19 protein-coding genes are annotated in these 20,107 nt (G+C 69.5%); 10 read left to right on the top strand and 9 right to left on the bottom strand.

Going from position 1 to position 20,107, the window contains the following annotated elements:
- Positions 1-781 precede the first annotated feature (781 nt).
- The 6 genes from AB0H36_RS18685 (at position 782) to AB0H36_RS18710 (ending at position 5,611) form a co-directional block, all read left to right on the top strand.
- On the top strand, positions 782-1,681 hold the full coding sequence (locus AB0H36_RS18685; RefSeq protein ID WP_360524256.1) for an ABC transporter ATP-binding protein: 900 nt from the start codon (positions 782-784) through the stop codon (positions 1,679-1,681).
- On the top strand, positions 1,678-2,412 hold the full coding sequence (locus AB0H36_RS18690; RefSeq protein ID WP_360524259.1) for an ABC transporter permease: 735 nt from the start codon (positions 1,678-1,680) through the stop codon (positions 2,410-2,412). The genes AB0H36_RS18685 and AB0H36_RS18690 overlap by 4 nt, the downstream gene beginning before the upstream one ends.
- 24 nt (positions 2,413-2,436) lie before the next feature.
- The gene (locus tag AB0H36_RS18695; RefSeq protein WP_360524262.1) at positions 2,437-3,564 is read left to right on the top strand and encodes a sensor histidine kinase; all 1,128 of its coding nucleotides are present in this window, start codon (positions 2,437-2,439) and stop codon (positions 3,562-3,564) included.
- Positions 3,561-4,169 (top strand): response regulator transcription factor, encoded by a 609-nt coding sequence (locus AB0H36_RS18700; protein ID WP_360524265.1) that lies wholly within the window; start codon positions 3,561-3,563, stop codon positions 4,167-4,169. Before AB0H36_RS18695 ends, AB0H36_RS18700 begins: the two co-directional genes overlap by 4 nt.
- Before the next feature lie 43 nt (positions 4,170-4,212).
- On the top strand, positions 4,213-5,310 hold the full coding sequence (locus AB0H36_RS18705; protein ID WP_360524268.1) for a sulfite oxidase: 1,098 nt from the start codon (positions 4,213-4,215) through the stop codon (positions 5,308-5,310).
- Positions 5,311-5,392: 82 nt separating this feature from the next.
- Positions 5,393-5,611 carry a hypothetical protein gene (locus tag AB0H36_RS18710; protein ID WP_360524271.1) on the top strand — a complete coding sequence of 73 codons (219 nt, stop codon included), beginning with the start codon at positions 5,393-5,395 and terminating at the stop codon, positions 5,609-5,611.
- Here AB0H36_RS18710 and AB0H36_RS18715 read toward each other — a convergent pair whose 3' ends face one another.
- The 9 genes from AB0H36_RS18715 to AB0H36_RS18755 all read right to left on the bottom strand — a co-directional run bounded on the left by AB0H36_RS18715 (position 5,612) and on the right by AB0H36_RS18755 (position 15,321).
- Positions 5,612-7,051: a multicopper oxidase family protein gene (locus AB0H36_RS18715; RefSeq protein WP_360524274.1), complete on the bottom strand. Its 1,440-nt coding sequence runs from the start codon at positions 7,049-7,051 to the stop codon at positions 5,612-5,614.
- Positions 7,044-7,460 carry a hypothetical protein gene (locus tag AB0H36_RS18720; RefSeq protein ID WP_360524277.1) on the bottom strand — a complete coding sequence of 139 codons (417 nt, stop codon included), beginning with the start codon at positions 7,458-7,460 and terminating at the stop codon, positions 7,044-7,046. The genes AB0H36_RS18715 and AB0H36_RS18720 overlap by 8 nt, the downstream gene beginning before the upstream one ends.
- Positions 7,457-7,948: a DUF1707 domain-containing protein gene (locus AB0H36_RS18725; RefSeq protein ID WP_360524280.1), complete on the bottom strand. Its 492-nt coding sequence runs from the start codon at positions 7,946-7,948 to the stop codon at positions 7,457-7,459. Before AB0H36_RS18725 ends, AB0H36_RS18720 begins: the two co-directional genes overlap by 4 nt.
- Positions 7,949-8,122: 174 nt before the next feature.
- Positions 8,123-9,478, bottom strand: a complete 1,356-nt coding sequence (locus tag AB0H36_RS18730) for a sugar ABC transporter substrate-binding protein (RefSeq protein ID WP_360524283.1) — start codon at positions 9,476-9,478, stop codon at positions 8,123-8,125.
- Between the two features lie 8 nt (positions 9,479-9,486).
- On the bottom strand, positions 9,487-10,368 hold the full coding sequence (locus AB0H36_RS18735; protein WP_360524286.1) for a carbohydrate ABC transporter permease: 882 nt from the start codon (positions 10,366-10,368) through the stop codon (positions 9,487-9,489).
- Positions 10,365-11,309, bottom strand: coding sequence for a sugar ABC transporter permease (locus AB0H36_RS18740; RefSeq protein ID WP_360524289.1), 945 nt, complete (start codon positions 11,307-11,309; stop codon positions 10,365-10,367). The genes AB0H36_RS18735 and AB0H36_RS18740 overlap by 4 nt, the downstream gene beginning before the upstream one ends.
- 43 nt (positions 11,310-11,352) lie before the next feature.
- A complete protein-coding gene (locus AB0H36_RS18745) occupies positions 11,353-13,476 on the bottom strand; it encodes an alpha-galactosidase (RefSeq protein ID WP_360524292.1) in 2,124 nt (707 codons plus the stop codon).
- Between the two features lie 173 nt (positions 13,477-13,649).
- The gene (locus tag AB0H36_RS18750) at positions 13,650-14,414 is read right to left on the bottom strand and encodes a nucleotidyltransferase domain-containing protein (protein ID WP_360524295.1); all 765 of its coding nucleotides are present in this window, start codon (positions 14,412-14,414) and stop codon (positions 13,650-13,652) included.
- On the bottom strand, positions 14,404-15,321 hold the full coding sequence (locus AB0H36_RS18755; protein WP_360524298.1) for a nucleotidyltransferase domain-containing protein: 918 nt from the start codon (positions 15,319-15,321) through the stop codon (positions 14,404-14,406). The genes AB0H36_RS18750 and AB0H36_RS18755 overlap by 11 nt, the downstream gene beginning before the upstream one ends.
- 146 nt (positions 15,322-15,467) lie before the next feature.
- On the opposite strand from AB0H36_RS18755, the gene AB0H36_RS18760 reads away from it, so the two are divergent.
- The 4 genes from AB0H36_RS18760 (at position 15,468) to AB0H36_RS18775 (ending at position 20,065) form a co-directional block, all read left to right on the top strand.
- Positions 15,468-16,040 (top strand): helix-turn-helix domain-containing protein, encoded by a 573-nt coding sequence (locus tag AB0H36_RS18760; protein WP_360524301.1) that lies wholly within the window; start codon positions 15,468-15,470, stop codon positions 16,038-16,040.
- Entirely contained in the window at positions 16,037-16,756 is a 720-nt protein-coding gene (locus AB0H36_RS18765) for an SRPBCC domain-containing protein (protein WP_360524304.1), read from the top strand. Before AB0H36_RS18760 ends, AB0H36_RS18765 begins: the two co-directional genes overlap by 4 nt.
- Positions 16,757-16,961: 205 nt before the next feature.
- Positions 16,962-18,113: a hypothetical protein gene (locus AB0H36_RS18770; RefSeq protein WP_360524307.1), complete on the top strand. Its 1,152-nt coding sequence runs from the start codon at positions 16,962-16,964 to the stop codon at positions 18,111-18,113.
- A 203-nt stretch (positions 18,114-18,316) separates the two neighbouring features.
- Entirely contained in the window at positions 18,317-20,065 is a 1,749-nt protein-coding gene (locus AB0H36_RS18775; protein ID WP_360524310.1) for an FHA domain-containing protein, read from the top strand.
- Positions 20,066-20,107 lie beyond the last annotated feature (42 nt).

Consider the following 20,107-nt stretch of genomic DNA (forward strand, 5'->3'; position numbering starts at 1 on the left):
GGCAGCTGTCCGTTCAAGCCGCCCCTGGCGGCACACGCAATCCGAGCGCAGTTCACGGGTGTCATCCCGTCCTGGCGTCGGGGGCATGAACAGGAACCAGTCGGTGCGGACAGCAAATAACGGCTCTTGTGACGGATGTGTGGGCGAGGGCTGAGCGGGGCGCACACCGTTGGGTGGTCGGGTTTGTGAGCGGCGAGGGCGGACCGCCGGGCCATCACAATCGGCTGGCGTCGGCGGTGCCAGGCGGGGTGCCGGGTTGGAGGTGGTGATTGTGATGGCCTGGCGGTCCGTGGCATCGGGATCCCGTTCGCGGGTGGTCCGGGTGTCATGGGCGCGGCGCACTCGACCGCCCTGGGTGGCGAACTAGGGCACCAAGCTGACGCACACATCAGTCAGAAGAGCCCAAATAGCCTGTTCACGGCCCCCAGTCGGCGTGACCAGCCCCGTGAGTCGGCCGGAACCCCGGCCCAGACCGCCGCAAACTGACGCGATACCGACCCGATCCCACCGACTCACACACGCCACACCACTCCCCAGTCCTCACCTCACGAAGACCGACGGTAAACCAGCCCGTCCGCCCCATCCAGACCCACCCGGCGCCGACCACCTCGGCCCGCGACACCGGGACGCGCACCCCGCCGAAGGCGGCAAGAGGACAGCCGACGCGGAGCGTTGTCCTTTGTGGGTTGTCCTCTGGGCGTTGTTGGACTGACGGATGTCATGGGTGGGGCGTGACGGGCGGGCCAGGGGTGGAGCGGCGTACGCGGCGAAGGTTCTTGGTATGACGACAGAGACTGCGGTCAGCCTGAGGGGTGTGACCAAGAGGTATGGGGCGGTGCAGGCGGTCGCCGGGGTGGATCTGAGCATCCGGACCGGTGAGGTGGTGGCGTTGCTGGGTCCGAACGGGGCCGGGAAGTCGACCACGATCGAGATGTTGATCGGGCTGGTCCGGCCCGACCAGGGCAGCGTGCAGGTGTACGGCGGGACGCCGGTCGACGCGATCGCGCAGGGGCAGGTCGGGGTGATGTTGCAGAGCGGCGGGATCATCGAGGACGCGAAGGTCGGCGAACTGGTGAACCTGGTGGCGGGTCTGCACCGGGACCCGATGCCGGTCGGTGAGGCGCTCGACCGGGCCGGGATCGGCGATCTGGCCGGCCGGAAGATGAAGGGCCTGTCGGGAGGCCAGAAGCAGCGGGTGCGGTTCGCGATGGCGATCATCCCGCAGCCGGACCTGATCGTGCTGGACGAGCCGACGACCGGGATGGATGTCGAGGCCCGGCGGGACTTCTGGGCGTCGATGCACGCCGAGACCGCACGCGGCCGGACGGTGCTGTTCGCCACCCACTACCTGGAGGAGGCCGACGCGTACGCCGATCGCGTCGTGCTGATGCGCAACGGCAAGATCGTTGCCGACGGCACCGCTGCACAGATCAAGGCGAGCGTGTCCGGCCGGCGGATCCGGGCGACCGTGCCGGGCGCGGACCTCGCGGCGCTCGCGTCGCTGCCGGGCGTGCGCAACGTGGAGACGCGCGGCGACGTGGTCCTGATGCAGTGCGCCGACTCCGACGACACCTTGCGCTACCTGCTCGCGAACACGCGGGCCCACGACATCGAGGTGACCTCCGCCGACCTCGAGGACGCGGTCCTCGCCATCGGCGCCGAACAGGAGAGCCTGGCATGAACCGCGACTACCTGATCTTCGACATCCGCCGCACCCTCCGGAATCGCCGGGTGCTGATCTTCGCGATCCTGATGCCGCTGGTGCTGTTCGTCATCTTCGGCGTGACGCTGCCGAAGGATGCCAGCGAGGGCGGGATCTCCGCGGTCGCGTACGTGATGGTGAGTATGGCGATGTTCGGCTCGATGTCCGCCGCGATGAGCAGCGGCGGCGTGATCGCGGCCGAACGCGACGGCGGCTGGAACCGCACCCTGCGACTGACCCCGCTGAAGCCACAGGCTTATGTGGCCAGCAAGGTGATCCTGTCGCTGCTGCTGGCGCTGCCCCCGCTGCTCGTGGTGTTCCTGTCCGGGATGATCTTCGGCCACGTCCACCTGGACGCCGGCCAGTGGGCGACGGTCGCCCTGGTGTCCTGGCTCGGCGCGCTCCCGTTCGCCGCTCTCGGCCTGGTCATCGGGTACGTCGCCAAGCCGGACAGCGTGCAACCGATCACCGGACTGGCGACGATGCTGATCGCGGCCTTCGGCGGACTGTGGTTGCCGGTGGACCAGATGCCGTCGCTGATGAAGCACATCGCCCAGCTGACTCCGGCGTACTGGACCGGGCAGACCTCGCGGAGCGCGTTGACGCAGAGCGGTCTGGACACACACGCGCTGCTCGTCGTGCTGGCGTGGACCGTCGTACTGGGATTCGTCGGGCTGCGCCGGTTCCGGGCCGACACCGCACGTGCCTGAGGCTCGTGCATTAGCGTGACTGATGTGACGCGGACCCCAACCCTGGTCGAGGCCCTGGCCGAGCGTGGCAACACCCGGCCAGGACGCTGGGGCTGGATCGCTGCCGGGGTCTGGCTGTTCTACCTGTCCAGCCCGTTGAACGCGATCCTGGACCAGCAGGGCGCGACCCGGGTGTTCGGTCTGGTCACGCTGGGTCTGTTCGCCCTCTCGTACCTGGGCTTCTTCGGCTGGGTCCGCCGGATCGGTCTGACGGGCGGGCTGGCGACGTGGCAACGGTTCGCGTACCTGGGCGCGATGCTCGCGCTGACCTTGGCGCTGATCCCGTCGGCCGGCCAGAAGGCGCTGACCTGCTGCGTGTACATCGCCGCGGTCGCGATGATGGCGCTGGAGGTGCGGACCGGCGTCGCCGTCGTGCTCGTGCTCCTCGTCGGGGCCGAGCTGTCGATGCGGGTCGTGCCGGACTGGACCACGGACAACAGCTACGGGTTCGCGATCTTCCTCGGGGCGCTGGCCGTCTTCGGGATGCGGCGAGCGATCCAGCGCAGCATGGAGCTTGCCAAGACCCGGCAGGACATGGCCGAGCTCGCGGTCCAGGAGGAGCGGAACCGGTTCGCCCGCGATCTGCACGACATCCTCGGGCACTCGCTGACCGTCATCACGGTCAAGGCCGAGCTGGCGGGCCGGCTGATCGCGGCCAATCCCGAACGCGCGAGCGCCGAGGTCGCCGAGGTGGAAAGCCTCGCGCGGGCGGCGCTGGCCGACGTACGAGCGGCTGTCGCGGGGTACCGCGAGCTGAGCCTCGCCGGTGAGCTGGTGTCCGCGCGAGCGGCGTTGCGGGCGGCGGAGATCCGGGCCGAACTGCCGACCACGGTCGACGAGGTCCCGGAGGAGAACCGTGAGCTGTTCGCCTGGGTGGTGCGTGAGGGCGTGACGAACGTCGTACGGCACTCGGGCGCCAGGCGCTGCACGATCCGGCTGAATGCCAATCAGATCGAGGTTCTGGACGACGGTAAGGGGCCGACGCCTGGTGGTGGCGCGTCCGGTCACGGGTTGATCGGACTGCGGGAGCGAGCCGACCAGGCCGGCGCGAGCCTCCAGGTCGGCCAGGCGCCGGGCGGCGGCTTCCGGCTGGCTGTCAGGGTGGGCCCGTGACCATCCGACTGCTGATCGCGGACGACCAGGCCCTGGTTCGCGGAGCGCTGGCCGCGCTGCTGGATCTCGAAACCGATCTCGAGGTGGTGTCCGAGGTCGGGCGCGGCGACGAGGTGATCGAGGCCGCGCGGGCGACCAAGCCGGACGTCGCGCTCCTCGACGTCGAGATGCCCGGGCTGGACGGGATCGAGGCGGCCGCCGCGCTGCGGAGCGCCGTACCCGGGGTGCGGATCCTGATGGTCACGACCTTCGGGCGGCCCGGGTACCTGCGGCGGGCGATGGAGGCCGGTGCGGCCGGGTTCGTCGTCAAGGACACGCCTGCGGCCCAATTGGCCGACGCAGTACGGCGGGTGCACCTAGGCCTCCGCGTGGTCGACCCTTCGCTGGCCGCGGAGACGCTCGTCGCGGGCACGAGCCCGCTGACGGCAAGGGAGTCCGACGTACTGCGGGCCGCCCTGGAGGGTGGGACGGTCGCCGATATCGCCAAGGAGCTCCACCTGTCCGAGGGCACCGTCCGGAACCACCTCTCGGCGGCGATCGGCAAGACCGGCGCCCGCACCCGCGCGGAGGCGGCACGGATCGCGGTCGACAACGGCTGGCTCTGAACCTTCCGCCCAGCATAGGGTTGGGCAAGGGGAGGGGATCACGATGTCGATCGAGCAATTCAGCGTGCGGGGGCGGTTGGCGGACACCGGCGAGGGGATCACCGCGGACGAGCTGCAACTGGCGGCTCGGAATCACGGCATGCCACTCGAGGGCCTGCGGTACGACGTGACACCACCCGGACTGCACTACGTCCTGGTGCACTACGACATCCCGGCGACGAACGCGAGCACCTGGTCGCTCAGCATCGACGGATGCGTCGAGCAACCGTTGTCGTTGGGGCTGACCGCGCTGCGGGCGATGGGCCGCCGGACCGTGCGGGTCACTTTGGAGTGCGCGGGCAACGGGCGCGCGGCGCTGCAGCCGCGGCCGATCAGCCAGCCCTGGCTGAACGAAGCCGTCGGTACGGCGGAATGGACTGGCGTGCTGCTGTCCGACCTGTTGCGACTGGCCGGGATCCGCGAGGACGCCGTGGACGTCGTGTTCACCGGCGCGGACCACGGGGTCGAGCGCGGTGTCGAGCAGGACTACCAGCGCGGCCTGTCGGTCACCGAGGCGATCGACTCGGGCGCCCTCGTCGCCTGGGAGATGAACGGTCAGCCGTTGCCGCCGCAGCACGGTTACCCACTGCGCCTCGTCGTACCCGGGTGGTACGGGATGGCCAGCGTCAAGTGGTTGCGGTCGATCGAGCTGATCGACCACGAGTTCGACGGATTCCAGAACGCGGTGGCCTACCGGATCCGGCAGAGCGCCGACGACCCCGGTGAGCCGGTGACCCGGATCCAGCCGCGCGCCTTGCTGGTCCCGCCCGGCTTCCCGGACTTCATGAGCCGCCACCGTTTCGTTGCCGCTGGCACCGTTACGCTGCACGGCCGGGCCTGGTCGGGCTGGGCGCCGATCGAGCGGGTCGAGATCAGCGTGGACGCCGGGGTCAGCTGGGAGGCCGCGAAGTTGGATGCCGTCGGCAACGACGAGCTGGCCTGGCGCGGTTTCAGCCACGACTGGGAGGCCACTCCCGGCGAGCATGTCGTCACCGTCCGCGCCATCGACGCCAGCGGCCGCGAGCAACCGATCGAGGCGGACTGGAACCGCGGCGGCTTCGCCAACAACACCGCCCAGCGGATCACGGTTCTGGTCACCTGAAACGCGTGTCGTTCGGCGGTTCCGGGGCCGCGCAGTCACATCCTGGAGAGGTACACGGTCTCACTCTCGTAGGAGTGTTGCGGTGAACGATCTGGGTGTTGAGGTGCACTTGCACGCACGGGTGTTCCGTACGGCGGGCGAGTGGTACGCCGACGTCGACGACGAGCTCGACCCACAGCCGGACGACCCGTTCTGGTGTGGTTCCTACCAGTCCCAGCGCGCCGCGATCGACGCGGCCTGCGCGCGGATCGCGGCGATGCAACTGGCGAACACGACACGGCTCAGCCAACAGGCCTCCTGATCACTCCGGCTCGTTCTGCGCCGGGCCGCCGATCCGGTACGGCGTACTCACGCCTTCGTACATGAGGTGCGTCATCAGGCCCTCCGACGCGTGCGGAAGGTTGTGGCAGTGGTCCATCCAGACGCCCGGGTTGTCGGCCAGGAAGGCGATCTCGTACGTCTCGTCGTCACCGACCTCGAGCGTGTCCACCCACCACGGTGAACCGGTCGCCGCGACGCCGTTGCGCGACAGCACGACCGCGTGGTGCCCGTGGAGATGCATCGGATGCGCCTGGCCGCTGGTGTTCGAGATCGTCATCCGTACGACGTCACCCTCGGCCACCATGAACATCGGCACGTCCGGAAACTTGTGCCCGTTGATCGTCCACCACAACCCCGGCATCCCGTCGAGGAACCCGGGCCGCCGGCCGATCCGGTACTCGAACTTCCGGTCCGCCTTCGCCGGGTCGAGCCCCAGCGGCGCCGGCGTGCCGTAGGTCAGCAGGTCCACGGTCTCCCCCGGCAGCTCACCGGTCGGCGCATTGGCGCCGATCCCCAACGACAGCGTCGAGGATCCCGCCACCAACCGCATGCCCCCGGCAGGCACCACGGCCTCGAGATCCACTCGGGCCCCGGCCGCCAACGGGAAGGCAGCCGTGACCGGAGTCGGCCCGTGCACGTCCCGTCCGTCGACCGCGACCACCTTGTACGGCGTCCCGAGCAGCCCGACCCGCAGGATCGCGTTGTCGGTGTTGATCACCCGTACCCGAGCCTTCGTACCGGCGGGGAGGTCGACCTGCTGAGTCCCTGTCCGGCCGTTGATCGTCCGCTTCCCGTCGTACGTGTGAATCGCCGCGATCACCTCACCGGGCTGCTCGGGCGCGATCACGATCGTGCCGAACAGACCGCCCTTGACCTCCTCGCTGGACACCTGGTGCGAGTGGTACCAGTACGTCCCCGCCTCCTCGGCCGTGAAGCGGTACACATGCTTCTGCCCGATCGGTACGGCGTCCTGCGTCACGCCGGCCACGCCGTCCTCGGCGTTCGGTACGTCGATCCCGTGCCAGTGCAGTGTGGCGCCGTCCGCGATGTTGTCGTTCACCAGCGTCACCTGGACCAGGTCGCCGACCTTCGCCCGGATCAGCGGGCCGGGTGACGTCCCGTTGAGCGTGTAGCCGTCCATGGCTTCACCACTGGCCAGCTGGTACTTCGTCTTCCGGGCGGTCAGCGTGACGTCGACATCCGGGGTGCCTGTCTTCGGTCCGGTGAGGTCGACGACGCTCGTCCCGCCGTGGTGGTGCTCGTGTCCGCTCGACGCGGGTCCGCCGCCGTAGTCGGCGTACCCCATGTCCATGGCCGAGTAGTCGTTGGGGACCAGGCTGGTCGCCCAGAGGTACCCCAGCGGTGCGAGCACCGCCAGGGTCACTCCCAGGGCGATCAGCTGCCGTCTCCGGTTAGACATTGGCCGGCTGCTGCGCGGAGACCTCGGTCGAGCGACGGGCCGCCGCACCTGCGACACCGGCGATGGCCAGGCCGTTGATGCCGTGCAGGACGCCGAGCGCCGGGATGCCGAACGACACCACCGCGAGGACGAACTGCACCGCGACCAGAGCGACGATGATGCCGGCCAGCGACCGGCCGCGCGGGACGTCGGTCAGGAAGGACACGATCAGCAGCAGCAGCGCGACCAGGCCGATCGCCGTACCGGCGATGCTGTGGTAGCTCTGGCCGAAGTTGCTGTAGTCCGCCCCGATCACGACGCCGTCGCCGGCGTCCTTCGACACCGTGAATCCGGCCAGCGCGATGGCCGCGACCTGCAGGACGACGGCGATCGCGATGGCCAGGCTGAGGACCCGGTAGACCGTTCTCATGCCCGACGCTCCTGCCGGCGCTTCCGCACGATGACGACCGCAGCCACGATCGCCAGCAGCGGCAGAAGCGGCGGGTGCCCGCCACCCACCACGCAACCGATCGACGCGATCAACGCCAGCGCACCCAGCGCGATCAGCAACGGCAACGGGATCTTCCCGAGCGGGCCCCGAGCCGCCCAGGGCGGGCGACGTCCCGGCCCGGCGTTCGGTGCAGCACCCTCAGGTGCGGTCCACGGCGGCTTGGTCCAGCCCCACGGGCCGCCCCAGGCCTCGCCGCTCTCGGCACCAGCCCGGTGTTCGCCTGGAAGATCCGAGAAGAGGGCTGCCAGGTCGGCGTCCGTCTTGGCCTCGAGGGCCTGGCCGATGCGTTCGGTGTGCTCCTCGGCGGTCAGCCGGCCGGCTTCGTAGTGCTCGCCCAGACGCTTGACCGCGTCCTCGCGCTCCTTGTCGCCGATGCGGATCGGTCCGCCCGGCCTCTCGTCGTTCATCTCAGACTCTCCTCGGTGCTCGCAGTTGTTTCGACTGCACCAAGGTTGTCCTCGACAGCACCCTCACCGCGTCGCCTCGGCGGCGACACCTCACCTACCCCCGGAGGAGCACACTGCGCCCTCGGACGCAGTACGACGTACTCCCCCGGGCGTAGGCCCGACCCGGGAAAACCCTCAGGCGTTCGCGGAGAGGATCTTGTTCACCTCGTCGTTGGCCTTCGTGAGCGAGCTGGGTTCTGCCTCGAACGACATCACCGCGTCCATCGCCGGGGTCATCACCGCGGTGACGTCCGCCGCGTTCGGGTTGGCCGGGTACGGGAACACGTCGCCGGCCTCGACCGGCTCCAGGAACGGCGTCACGTCCCAGCCGTTCTTCGCGAACGCGTCCTTCGCGGCCGGCATACTCGCCGCCACCGCCGGGAACACCACGCCCGCCTTCGCGACGATGTCCTGCGCGGTCTTGGAGCCGAGGAACTTCACCCAGGCCCAGGACGCGTCCCGCCGGGTGGTCCCGGCCCAGATGGTGTCCGCGAGCCCGTTCATCATCGACATCCGCTTGCCGACCGGCCCGATCGGCAGCCGGGCCAGCTTGGTCTTGACCTGCTTCAGGCCGGCGTAGGTGGCGAGCATCCAGGACCCGTTCGGCGTCATCCCGTACTTCCCCGCACCGAAGCTCGTGGTGACATCGACCCCGGACTTCGCCTGCGCGTACGTCGGCATGTACCCCTTGGTGATGAGGCCGCGCCACCACCCGATCGTGTCGGTGAACTTCGGGTCGCCGTAGAAGAACTTCGTCCCCCACGGCTCGCCCTCGGAGTACTTCCACCCGTTGATCGCGGCGTACCAGCTCCAGCTGGTCTGCCCGTCGCCGCCACCGGCGTCGGCGTACCCGAGCCCGTAGACCTTGACGTCGTTCTTGTCGAACCCGGGCTGGTCGCCGCGGCGGCCCTTCGAGTCGACCGTCAGCCGGCGCACGATCTCCTCGAACGTGCCGCCGTCCTGCGGGTTCCAGGTCATCGAGTTCAGCTGCTCGGCACTGATCCCGGCCTGCTCGGTGAACGTGCTGTTGTAGAAGTAGACCTCGGTGTCCCAGTCCTTCGGCAGTCCGTACCGCTTGCCGTCGGCGCCGATCCAGCGGTCCGCCAGGCCCTTCTGGTAGATGCTCAGGTCCACGTTGTCCCGGGCGACGTAGTCGTCGATCGCCAGCACCTGGCCCTTGTCGGCGAACAGCGGGTACTTCGACGAGTGCCCGGTGAACACGTCCGGCGCGGTGTCGGAGATGAACCCGGTCACCAGCTTGGACCAGTAGTCGTTCCAGCCGTACTGCTCGATCTTCACTGAGTACTGCGGGTTCTGCTCGTGGAACACCTTCGCGCACTCGGTGTACATCGGCAGCTGAGCCGAGTCCCACAGCCAGTAGATGACCTCGCCCTCACCCCGGGCGGCGGCGCCGTTGTTGCACGCGGCAACCGCCGGGGCGACGAGGCCGGCCAGTCCGGCCTTCAGCAATGTCCGTCTCGACAGATTCATCGGTAGCCTCACTTGATCCCGGAGAAGCCGATGGAGTTGGTGATCTTCTTGGCGAACGCACAGAACAGCACGATCATCGGCAGCGCCGCGATCAGCGCGGCGGCCATCAGCCCGGCCCAGTCCGGCCCGCCCTGCGGGGTCTGCGACCGGAACACGCCGAGCGCGACCGTCAGCACCCGGACGTTCTCCTGCTGCCCGACCAGCAACGGCCAGAAGTAGTCGTTCCAGGAGTTGATGTAGGTCAGGATCGCCAGCGTGGCGATCGGCGCCCCACTCATCGGGATGATCAGGCTGAAGAAGATCCTGCGGTGCCCGGCGCCGTCGATCATCGCCGACTCCTCCAGCTCCCGGTTGATGCCGAGGAAGAACTGGCGCAGGAAGAAGATCGCGAACGGTGTCATGAACGCCCCGGGCAGGATGATGCCGGCGAAGCTGTTCAGCAGCCCGAGGCTCTTGATCAGCGCGAAGTTCGGCAGCGTGGTGAAGATCGGCGGCACCATCAGCGCGGCCAGGAACAGCGCGAACACCTTGTCCCGGCCGGGCCAGCGCAGCCGGGCGAACGCGTACGCCGCCATCGCGCTGAAGAACACCTGGCAGATCGTGGTGACCGTTGCCACGATCACCGAGTTGCGCAGGTACAGCCAGAAGTTCACCGAGGCGCCGGAACCGCCCTGCGCCTGGGCCTCCTCCAGCGTGGACAGCCCGAGCACCCGCTTGAAGGCGCCGAGCGTGGTCTCGACCGGGAGCAGCGAGTTCGGGTGCCCGGCGAGCTGGGTGTTGTCGGACAGCGCCGTACGCAGCATCCAGTAGAACGGGAAGAGCGTCACCAGCGTCAGCACGATCAGGCAGGCCCAGGCGACCGTGCGGCCGACGTTCAGTTGCTTGGTCATGCCAGGTCACTCTCCTTCGCCCGCAGCAGCCGCAACTGGACCAGCGAGATCACCGCGAGGATGGCGAACAGCACCATCGCCATCGCGGAGGCGTATCCGAAGTCGAACCGGGTGAACGCCCGCTCGTAGATGTAGTAGTAGATGACCCGGGTCGCGTTGATCGGGCCACCGGCCGTCGTCACCGCGACGGTGTCGAAGATCTGGAACGAGCCGATCATGGTGACCACCAGGACCATCACCAGGACCGGCCGCAGCAGCGGCAGCGTGATCCGCCAGAACGTCCGCCACTCGGTCGAGCCGTCCACCTCGGCGGCCTCGTAGACGTACTTCGGGATCATCTGCAGCCCGGCGAACACCAGCAGCGCGGTGTAGCCCATGTGCCGCCAGATGTTGATCCCGGCGATGGTCGGGATCGCCCACTGGGACTCGCCGAAGAAGGCGACCGGGTCGACGCCGATCCAGGTCAGGCCGCGGTTCACGATGCCGACCTGGAAGTCGAGCATCCAGTACCAGGCCAGCGCGACGACGACGTTCGCGACCAGGTACGGCAGCAGCACCACCGCCCGGACCGTGATCGACTGGGTCAGCCGGTACATCAGCATCGCGATCCCGACGGCCAGCACGGTCTGGATGCCGATGTTGAGCACGACGTACTCGACCGTGACCACCAGCGCGTTCCAGAACAGGCTGTCCTGCACCATCCGCTCGTAGTTGGCCAGGCCGTTGAAGTCCGGCGCGGACAGCAGGCTGTACTCGGTGAAGCTCAGGTACGCGCCGCGCAGCGTCGGCCAGATGTAGAAGACGACGAAGCCCAGCGATGCCGGGGCCAGGAAGATCATCGCGACCTTCAGGTCCCCCAGGCTGCGCCGTCTGGGCGGCGCAGCCTGCTCCCCGTGACTTCGTCTGCTGGTTCTCGGTGGTGCGTTGGTAGTCGCGGTCACGGGGATCTCCTTCTCGATCGGCGATCGCCTAGGCCCTGGACGGCTAGTCGATCGCAGTCACATCCAGCAACATCGCGTTCTCGGGCCACTGCGCCGGGATCTGCACCCCGACCGCGGCCAGTGCTGCACCGGTCAGCTCCACCGGTCCACCGTCGGTCCACCACGAGACCTGGCGCGGCTCCGGTCCGGGTGTCGCCGTCTTGCTCACGCGGTACGTCCGGTTCGGGTCGAGCCCGGGCAGCCGGACCCGTCCGACGGCCGAGGTGACCGATTGGGTCAGCTGTACGGCGGCGTAGACGGCCCGCGAGCCGTCCTGCGCCACCACTCCGTGCAGCAGGCAGTCGTCCGGACCGCGGTCGGCGCGGACCACGCGTCCGGTGTGCAGCAGCGGCCGCAGCTCCTTGTGGAGGGCGACCCAGCCGGCCAGTTCCTTGCGCTCCTCGGCGCTCGCGGAGGCGATGTCCCACTCGATGCCGAAGTGGCCGAACAGTGCGGTGATCGCGCGGAACGACAGCACCTGGGTGCGGCCGGTGGTGTGCGCCCGCGGCGGGCCGACGTGGCAGCCGATCAGCTCCGGCGGCAGCAGCAGCTGCGTGTAGCGCTGGATCTTCTGCCGCTCCAGCGCGTCGTTGCTGTCACTGCCCCAGACCCGGTCGGTGCGCTCGAGGATGCCGAGGTCGACGCGGGCGCCGCCGGACGAGCACGACTCGATCTCCAGGCCCGGGTGCCGCCGCTTCAGCTCGTCGATCAGCCGGTACACCGCGAGCGTCTGCGCGTGGATGCCGGCGGTGCCGGTCAGCTGGTTGCCGCCGTCGACGAAGTCCCGGTTGTGGTCCCACTTCAGGTACGCGATGTCGTACTCGGTCAGCAGCGCGTCGAGCCGCTCGAGGATGTAGTCGTAGGCCGCCGGCACGCCGAGGTTCAGGCCCTGCTGGTGCCGCGCGGTCGGCGGCATCCGGTTGCCGGTGGCAAGGATCCAGTCCGGGTGCTCACGGGCCAGGTCGGAGTCCGGGTTCACCATCTCCGGCTCGACCCAGAGCCCGAACTGCAGCCCGAGCCCCCGCACGTGGTCGACCAGCGGGTGCAGGCCCTTCGGCCAGATCCCCTCGTCGACGTACCAGTCGCCGAGCCCGGCGTGGTCGTCGCGCCGGCCGCGGAACCAGCCGTCGTCGAGCACGAACCGCTCGGCGCCGACCTCGGCGGCCGCGTCCGCGAGGGCCTTCAGCTTGTCCAGGTCGAGGTCGAAGTAGACCGCTTCCCAGGTGTTCAGTACGACGGGACGCTCGGTCTTCGGGTGGTTGTCCCGGGCCCGGAGGAACTCGTGGAAGCGCGCCGACAGCCGGTCGAGGCCGATGCCGTACGAGCCGTAGATCCACGGCGAGCTGTAGGTGCCCTCGGATTCCAGACGGCCCTCGCCGGGCAGCAGGAGCTCGCCGCCGCCGATGACGCCGTACCCACTCATTCCACGCTCGGCGTAGGACCGGTGGTTGCCGCTCCACGCGGTGTGGACGGACCAGATCTCGCCGGTGCCGAAGTCGAAGCCGGGGGTGCCGGCGATCAGCAGCAGGGTGGCGTCGGCGCCGGTGCGGCCGCGGCGGTTGTCGCGGATGTGCGCGCCCTGGGTGAACGCGTGCCGCTGCGGGTGCCGCTCGCCGATGTGCCGGCCGGTCATGTCGAGCAGCTCGGTCGCCTCGGTCGGGGCCGGCAGCGCGAGCACCAGCCCGTCCACCGTGTACGGCGTCGCACCGGTGTTGGTGAGATCCGCCTTCGCCCGGACCAGGCCGGAGTCGGTCAGCTCGATGGTCAGACGGATCGCCAGGCCGGCCTCGTCGTCCACGGCGTCGGCCTGCACGGTGTTGCCGGTCTGGGCGACGCTGGTCAGGCGGAAGGCTGCGGAGAAGTTCCGGCCGTCCCGGTGGCCGCTCAGGCCCGGCAGGCCGAACCAGCCGGTGGCGTACTCGGGCACGATCGCGACGGGCTGGTTGTCGTCCAGGCCGTTGCCGTCCTGGGCCGCGCCGGCCCCACGCCGCAGATCCAGCAGAGCCTGCCCGGTCAGCTCACCCAGGTCCGCGCCCCAGTGCAGGACGGACGGAAGGGCGGGACCAGAGCAGTCCAGCACCAGACTGACCCCGGCAGCCCGGAGCTGCAGTACCTCGATGTTCGACACTGTTGATTCACTCTGCTTTCTGATTGATTTCAGGACGGAACTATTTACCCCGCCAGCCCGGATGTCAATGCTTCACGAAGTTAAGTAAATAGCTTAGATGTGTCAGCGTTGTCAGCCCAGTGGCTGAGCAACCGCTATCCGGCCGGGAGTCAGGCTTCGGTCGCGCCCGACGCTCAGGCGGACAGGCGTACGCGCACCAGGAAGTCGTGTAGCGCGGGCTCGGCCGACGGGCGGTCCGGCAGTTGGCTGGCGGCCTCGGCCTCGTCGAGGGCCGCGTGCAGCCGGCTGACATCCTCGGCCAACCGCTCCCCCGGGATCCCTTCCAGCGATCCGTGCTCGGCCTCGGCCTTGGCGGCCATCAACTCCGGCAGGTACGCCGGAGCCTCGCTCAGCTCGGCCAGTTCGCGCAGATCCGCCTGGACGACTCCGGTCCGCATCAGATTGATGCCGGTGAGCAGCACCCGAAAGGTGTAGAGCAGCGGCTTGAGCTCACCCTTCTTCTCGAAGAAGTCCCACTGCGTGTTCGCGAACCCGCGGTAGTGGTGAGCGTGCCACTTCGTCACGCAGTCGGCAGCGAGCGCCTTGAGCTCGTCGTACTCGGGTGTGTTCACGACGACGAGTGGGGAGAGCACCTGCTCGAGCACGTAACCGGTGCGGCGCAGCATCAGCCGGGCGAACTTCGCCAGGTCGTGGGTGACGAGATCGACCTCGGCCTCGTTCTCGAACCAGGTCCGGTCGAGGGTCTCCGGGCCGGTCCGCAGCCCGACCACCTCCGCGGCCGGGAGGACGTGGACGCCGCGCAGGTCGACGTCGGAGTCGCGCGACGGGAAGCCGTACAGGTGTGCGCCGGAGACCGTTGCGAACAGCAAGCGGTACGGCTGCTCGCCCATGATGGTCCGCAGCTCGGCGTAGTCGAGCTGCCGCATGTCACGCGTCACCGAGACTCCTCTTCCGGACCGACCGCAGCCAGGCGTCCACTCGTACGACATCGGGTGTCGCCGGCAGAACTGTTCGCTGCAAGGCGTTGTCGAGCTCCTCGTGCAGCCCGAGCCGCCAGCGCTCGACCTCGTCCCAGGACAGTTCACCACGCTTGACCGCGAGCAGTCGCTCCCGGTCCGGGCCGACGTCCACGACCAGCTTTGCCTCCAGCAACAGAGCGCGGGCCGCGAGCAACAACCGGAGGAGGTGCATCACGTGCTTCCACTTCGGCGCACCGTCGCGGCGGAAGTCCGCCTCCAGCTTCTTGAACTGGCTGAGCACGTAGCCGGAGTACGTCTGGTAGGCCAGCTGCGAGAGGAAGGCCTCGCGCAGCTCGATCAGCTCTGCGCCGAGTGGCGTCTGCCGGACCACGAGCGGCGAGTGCAGCACCTCGAGCAGGTTCGGGTTGGCCTTCAGCGCGAGCTCACAGAACCGCTCGACCTCCCACGAGAACCACTCCGGCTCCGGGCCGTCGACATGGGTCGGCGGCTTGGCGAGCGACCAGAAGGACTCGGTTGGGGCGACATACACGCCGCGGGTGTCCGTGTCCGACGCGTCGGTGTCCAGACCGAACGCCCGGGACCCGACGACCGCCGCGTAGATGGTGTGGTCGAGCACCAACCGGTCGCCGTCGGGCTGGTCCAACTCGATCGCTTCGGCCTGGTACGCCGTACGCAGGCTGAGCTGGTCGCGACGGGCAACGGTCTCCCGGCCGTCGGCGAGCCGCACGGTGTAGCGGCCGTCGGGGGTGACTCCGGCGACCCGCCCGGTCGCTCCGCGTTGCGCCGTTCCGCCGTGGTAGTCGGGTGCGGCGACCCGGATCACCACCTGAGTCCCCACCGGCAACTGCGGTCCCACCAACGCCATGCCCGCATGCTGTCACGCCGGACGTCCAGGCCATCACAATCGCACCGCCCGGTTCGCGCTGAGCGTGCCCGCGCCGGCGAGCCGTATTTGTGATGGGCTGGCGGTCCGCCATTGACAAATTTTCCTGTCAAGTGGAATCTGGAGGCGTGCTGGGATACGTGGAGGAGCCGGAGAAGGTCCGGTTGGCGTTGTCGCCGATCCGGCGGCAGCTGCTCGACCTGCTCCGCGAGCCGGCGTCGGCGACCCAGCTCGCGGGCGCGCTCGACCTGCCCCGGCAGCGGGTCAACTACCACCTGCGCGAGCTGGAGAAGGCCGGCCTGGTCGAGCTCGTCGAGGAGCGCCGGCGGCGCGGGTTCACCGAGCGGATCCTGCGGGCGTCCGCGACCCTGGTCGTCGACCCGGGGGTGATGGGCCGCGCGTTCAGCACCATCCAGGACCAGTACGCCGCCGAGCACCTGGTGGAAGTCGCCGCCGGCGCCGTGCGGGACGTGGCCAAGATGCAGAGCGCGGCCGATGCCGAGGGCAAGCGACTGCTGACGTTCACGCTCGAGACCGAGGTGCGGTTCGCGGCGCCCGGCGACGTGCACCGTTTCACCGACGCGCTGACCGAGGCGATCCGGCGGACGGTCGAGGAGTTCGACAGCGAGGGCGGTCGCCCGTACCGGCTGATCGCGGGCGGCCATCCGGCGTCCCGTCGTACCGAAGGAGAGAAGGCATGAGTGAGGAACGACCCCGGATCGTCGTGACCGTGGCCGCGCCGGTCGAGGCGGTGTGGGACGCGCTGCGGGACAAGGAGAAGATCCGGCACTGGCACGGCTGGGAGTACGAGGGGCCCCAGGGCGGGCTCGAGGAGGAGATCGACCTGATCTACTTCACCCAGGAAACGGCCGACCCGGCGAATGCGGTCCTGACGCTCGGCAGCGGCGACGAGTTCGTGGTCGAGCCGGTGGAGGGCGGGTCGCGGATCACCCTGACCAGGGCGGCGCACGGCGACAACCCCGAGTGGGAGGCGTACTACGACGACGTCACCGAGGGCTGGATCACCTTCCTGAACCAGCTGCGGTTCGCGGTCGAGAGCCACCCGGGCGAGCCGCGGCGGACGCTGTTCTACTCCGGCGCCGGCGCTCGGTCGCCGATCGCTGAGCTGGGGATCGACGTGCAGCCGGGCGGCACGCCGTACGAGCTGGACCTGGTCGGCGAGCAGGCCAAGGGGCAGGTGTGGTTCACCTCCGAGCACCAGGTCGGCCTGACCGTCGACGGTTGGGGCAACGGGTTGCTGGTCCTCAGCCACATCCCGCCCGGCTCGGCGAAGCCGGACGGCGCATCGATGGCGGTCCTCAGCTTGTACGGCGACGTGGACCGCGACGCGCTCGACGCCCGCTGGAAGGCGTGGTGGGAGGAGCGCTACCCGGTGCCGCTCGACCTGGGTGGGTGACGATCGCGCGAGAGTGCTGACACCGCCGTGACAGTGCGCAAAGGTGCCAGCACTCTCGGTCTTCTTTTCGGGGTTACCCGGGAGTACATTCTCGCCACGGTGGCCGGCACGGGGGTCCGGGCGGTCACCGACCTCCGGCGAGAGAGGCCCTCCGGTGAAGATTCCGCCCCGCTCTTTTTCGGTGCCCGCAGTTCTCGTGCTCTCCATGGCCGGCCTTGGCCTGGTCGCAACCCCCGCGCAGGCCGACGGCCCCGGGTCCGGCACGCCGTACGTCGTGACCGTCGGCGACTCGTACATCTCGGGTGAGGCCGGCCGCTGGGCCGGCAGCTCGAACAACTCCGAAGCACCCGCGGATGCCCTCGGCACGCACGCGTACCACGACAACGCGAGCGGCACCGCCGAGGTGATCCCCCGCTGCCACCGCAGCCGGTCGGCCGAGGCGTACATCGGCGGCGGGGTCGGCGGGCTGAACCTCGCGTGCTCCGGCGCCCGCACGACCACCAGCACCGGCGACTACTTCAAACCAGGGCTCGACTTCTACGACAACGGTGCCGGGCGCCTCGGCCAGGCGAAAATGCTCCAGCAGTTCGCCGCGACCCACAACGTGAAGCAGGTGGTCGTGTCGATCGGCGGCAACGACTTCAACTTCGCGTCGATCGTGACCCAGTGCGTGACGGACTTCCTGCTGTCGCCGTCCTGGAACCCGGACTACTGCAAGGACGACTCCTCGGTGGTCGCGAACTTCACGTCTGCCAACGTGACCGCCGTACGCGGTCGGATCGCCGGCGCGTTCCAGAACGTCCGGACCGCGATGCGGAATGCCGGGTACGCCGACAACGGGTGGACGTTGCTCGTGCAGACGTACCCGTCGCCGATTCCGGCCGGGAGCGGGTTCCGGTACGTGCAGAGCGGCTACACGCGGCAGAGCGTGGGCGGCTGCGGCTTCTGGAACGCGGACGCGGACTGGGCGAACAGCACCGCCCTCGTCACCATCAACGGCACGGTCCGTGCGGCGATCAGCCAGTCGGGGTTGAGCAACACCCGACTGCTCGAACTGCAGTCGGCGTTCAACGGGCGGCGGCTGTGCGAGAAGACGGTCGGACTGTACGAGGAGGTCGGCCTGAACTCGTGGACCCAGGCGACCGCCGTCGACAAGACCGAGTGGATCAACCAGATCCGCACCGTCACGACGGTCGGCTCCAACTACTACCTCCAGGAATCCCTCCACCCCAACTACTGGGCCCAACTGGCGACCCGCTCCTGCGTCCGCCAGGCCTACAACCAGAACCGCGGCGGCACCTGCACGATCTCCGGCACCGGGCTGGTCAACGGCGAGCCGCGGATGGTGCTCAACTGACAGACGCTTCGGTACGGCGGCCTCGCGGGGCCGCCGTACCGGCGTGACCTGCGCGTGACCTTTGCCGTGAGTTCGGCGTGAGTTCAGCGTGAGTTCGGGCTGATCCAGGTGTGACGAGACTCATGCGGGCGGGGCGGTCTGGACCTGGTGCGGGTCGGGCAGGCACAATCGCGCAGACGGGTTGGCTGCCGGGTGGGGTGTTAGTGGAAACCGAATTCGCGCTGTCGCTCGGTTCGCAGCGGTGGACGCTGCCGGCCGATGGCGACACGATCACCATCGGCCGCGGTTCGAATGCCGATATCCGGCTGCCGTCGGACGACCAGATCTCCCGCATCCACGCGCGCCTGGACCGCTCCGGCACCACGTGGACGCTGGTCGACGAGTCCCGCAACGGCACCGCTCTCAACGGCCGCCGCCTGGGCGCCCCCACCGCACTCACCAACAACGACCGAATCCACATCGGCCGCTCGGTCCTGACCTTCCACGAACCCGCCACGCGCCCCTCCACCACCCCGCCCCCGTCACCGACCTCCGCACCGACTCCGTCACCGACCTCCGCACCGACTCCGGCACCGGCAGTCCCACCAACCGCGGGCGTGTCGCCGGTGCCGCCCATCGCGGTCGCACCAAGTGCGCCACCGGTGCCACCACCGGCAGCTCCCCCGGCCCAAACCGCGCCGGCCGCGGACGGCAGCTCGCCAGCTCCGACCACCACGCCCCGGCCGGACGCCACCACCCCCGCGCCCGCCGGTGGCCTGGCTGCGGGCGACGCCCCGGCGTCCTCGCCCCAGGCTCCTCCCGCCCAGACCGGGCAGGGCGGCGCCAACCCGAGCACCCCGCCGCAGGGCGGGGTGGTGGACCCGTCGGCGCGGTCGGCTGGTGCTGTTGGCAACAGCCCGTCGTACGACGGCTCGGGCGGTGCGGGGCCGGCGTTTTGGGATGACTTGGCCGGGGAGGCCGGCCCGCGGGACGAGTGGGTGGATGAGGCCCCGGTGGGTTGGGTGGATGTTGAGGCGAGCGGGCCGGGTGGTGATGCGGCCTGGGCGGCTTATCCTTCGGCGGACAACCCGGAGCCGGCGCGGTCGCCTTGGTCGGAGGGGAAGCGGCCGGCGTTGGTGCGGCCTGAGGGTGGGCCGGACAACTGGTCCGAGTCGTCCGGATGGCCGGATTCGGCTTTCGACCAGCAGCAGCCGGCACCGACCCCCACACCCCGCCAGCCGGAGCAGCCGGTACGGCGTGGCCCGGCAGCAGCGACTGAGGATTCGGCAGTCGGCCGCGTGCGGCTCGGCCGGACGCTCCTGGTCGCGGCCGCCGTGCTCGGGCTCGGTCTGATCATCAACGTGGTCGCGACGTTCTTCGCCGACGGCGCCGGCGGCAGTCTGCGCTGGCTGGTCCCACCCACGATCGCACTGGTTGCGGCCATGATCGTCGCCTTGCTCGACGCGATCGCCTCCGAGGACCGCCCGCGCTCCGGCCGGCTCGACGTACCCGTGCTGGTCGCGATCGGCGCCGTACTGGTTGCCGTCGGCATCGGCGGGTTCGCGCTGACCGCAGGGGTCGAGTACGCCGCCGCGTACGTGACCGGCAAGGAGTCGGGCGAGGACCGCTTGATCAAACCGGTCGCCCGGACCGGCGCCGGCGTCACCGTCACGGTCGAGAACGTCACGTACACAAGCCACTTCACCCGGGTCAAGGTTTCCGTCAGCAACGGGAGCGATCAGCCGCTGAGGCTCCCGCTCGACGGACAGGTCGCCTTCACCGGCGCGGACGGGAACTCCTTGAAGGCCGACGGCTCCCGCAGCCAGTGGACGGACTCGGTCGCCCCCGGCGCCGTCGAGCGCGGCACGATCACCTTCACGGGCCACCTCCCTGAAGGCGAGACCGTTGCCACACTGACCCTCCGCTCCGGCAACCCCGCCATCGCCGTCCCCGGCCTCGCCCTCAGCAACTGAGCCGGCAACCCACCCACTGCCCTACCCCCAGCTCTCAGATTG

It is taken from the genome of Kribbella sp. NPDC050820, from assembly GCF_040653975.1.
Taxonomy (GTDB): Bacteria; Actinomycetota; Actinomycetes; order Propionibacteriales; family Kribbellaceae; genus Kribbella.

Coding starts and splice junctions, on each gene's coding strand:
- AB0H36_RS18705 (WP_360524268.1), top strand. CDS start 4,213: ATGTCGATCGAGCAATTCAGCGTGCGGGGGCGGTTGGCGGACACCGGC.
- AB0H36_RS18715 (WP_360524274.1), bottom strand. CDS start 7,051: ATGTCTAACCGGAGACGGCAGCTGATCGCCCTGGGAGTGACCCTGGCG.
- AB0H36_RS18735 (WP_360524286.1), bottom strand. CDS start 10,368: ATGACCAAGCAACTGAACGTCGGCCGCACGGTCGCCTGGGCCTGCCTG.
- AB0H36_RS18730 (WP_360524283.1), bottom strand. CDS start 9,478: ATGAATCTGTCGAGACGGACATTGCTGAAGGCCGGACTGGCCGGCCTC.
- AB0H36_RS18690 (WP_360524259.1), top strand. CDS start 1,678: ATGAACCGCGACTACCTGATCTTCGACATCCGCCGCACCCTCCGGAAT.
- AB0H36_RS18765 (WP_360524304.1), top strand. CDS start 16,037: ATGAGTGAGGAACGACCCCGGATCGTCGTGACCGTGGCCGCGCCGGTC.
- AB0H36_RS18755 (WP_360524298.1), bottom strand. CDS start 15,321: ATGGCGTTGGTGGGACCGCAGTTGCCGGTGGGGACTCAGGTGGTGATC.
- AB0H36_RS18685 (WP_360524256.1), top strand. CDS start 782: ATGACGACAGAGACTGCGGTCAGCCTGAGGGGTGTGACCAAGAGGTAT.
- AB0H36_RS18725 (WP_360524280.1), bottom strand. CDS start 7,948: ATGAACGACGAGAGGCCGGGCGGACCGATCCGCATCGGCGACAAGGAG.
- AB0H36_RS18770 (WP_360524307.1), top strand. CDS start 16,962: ATGGCCGGCCTTGGCCTGGTCGCAACCCCCGCGCAGGCCGACGGCCCC.
- AB0H36_RS18720 (WP_360524277.1), bottom strand. CDS start 7,460: ATGAGAACGGTCTACCGGGTCCTCAGCCTGGCCATCGCGATCGCCGTC.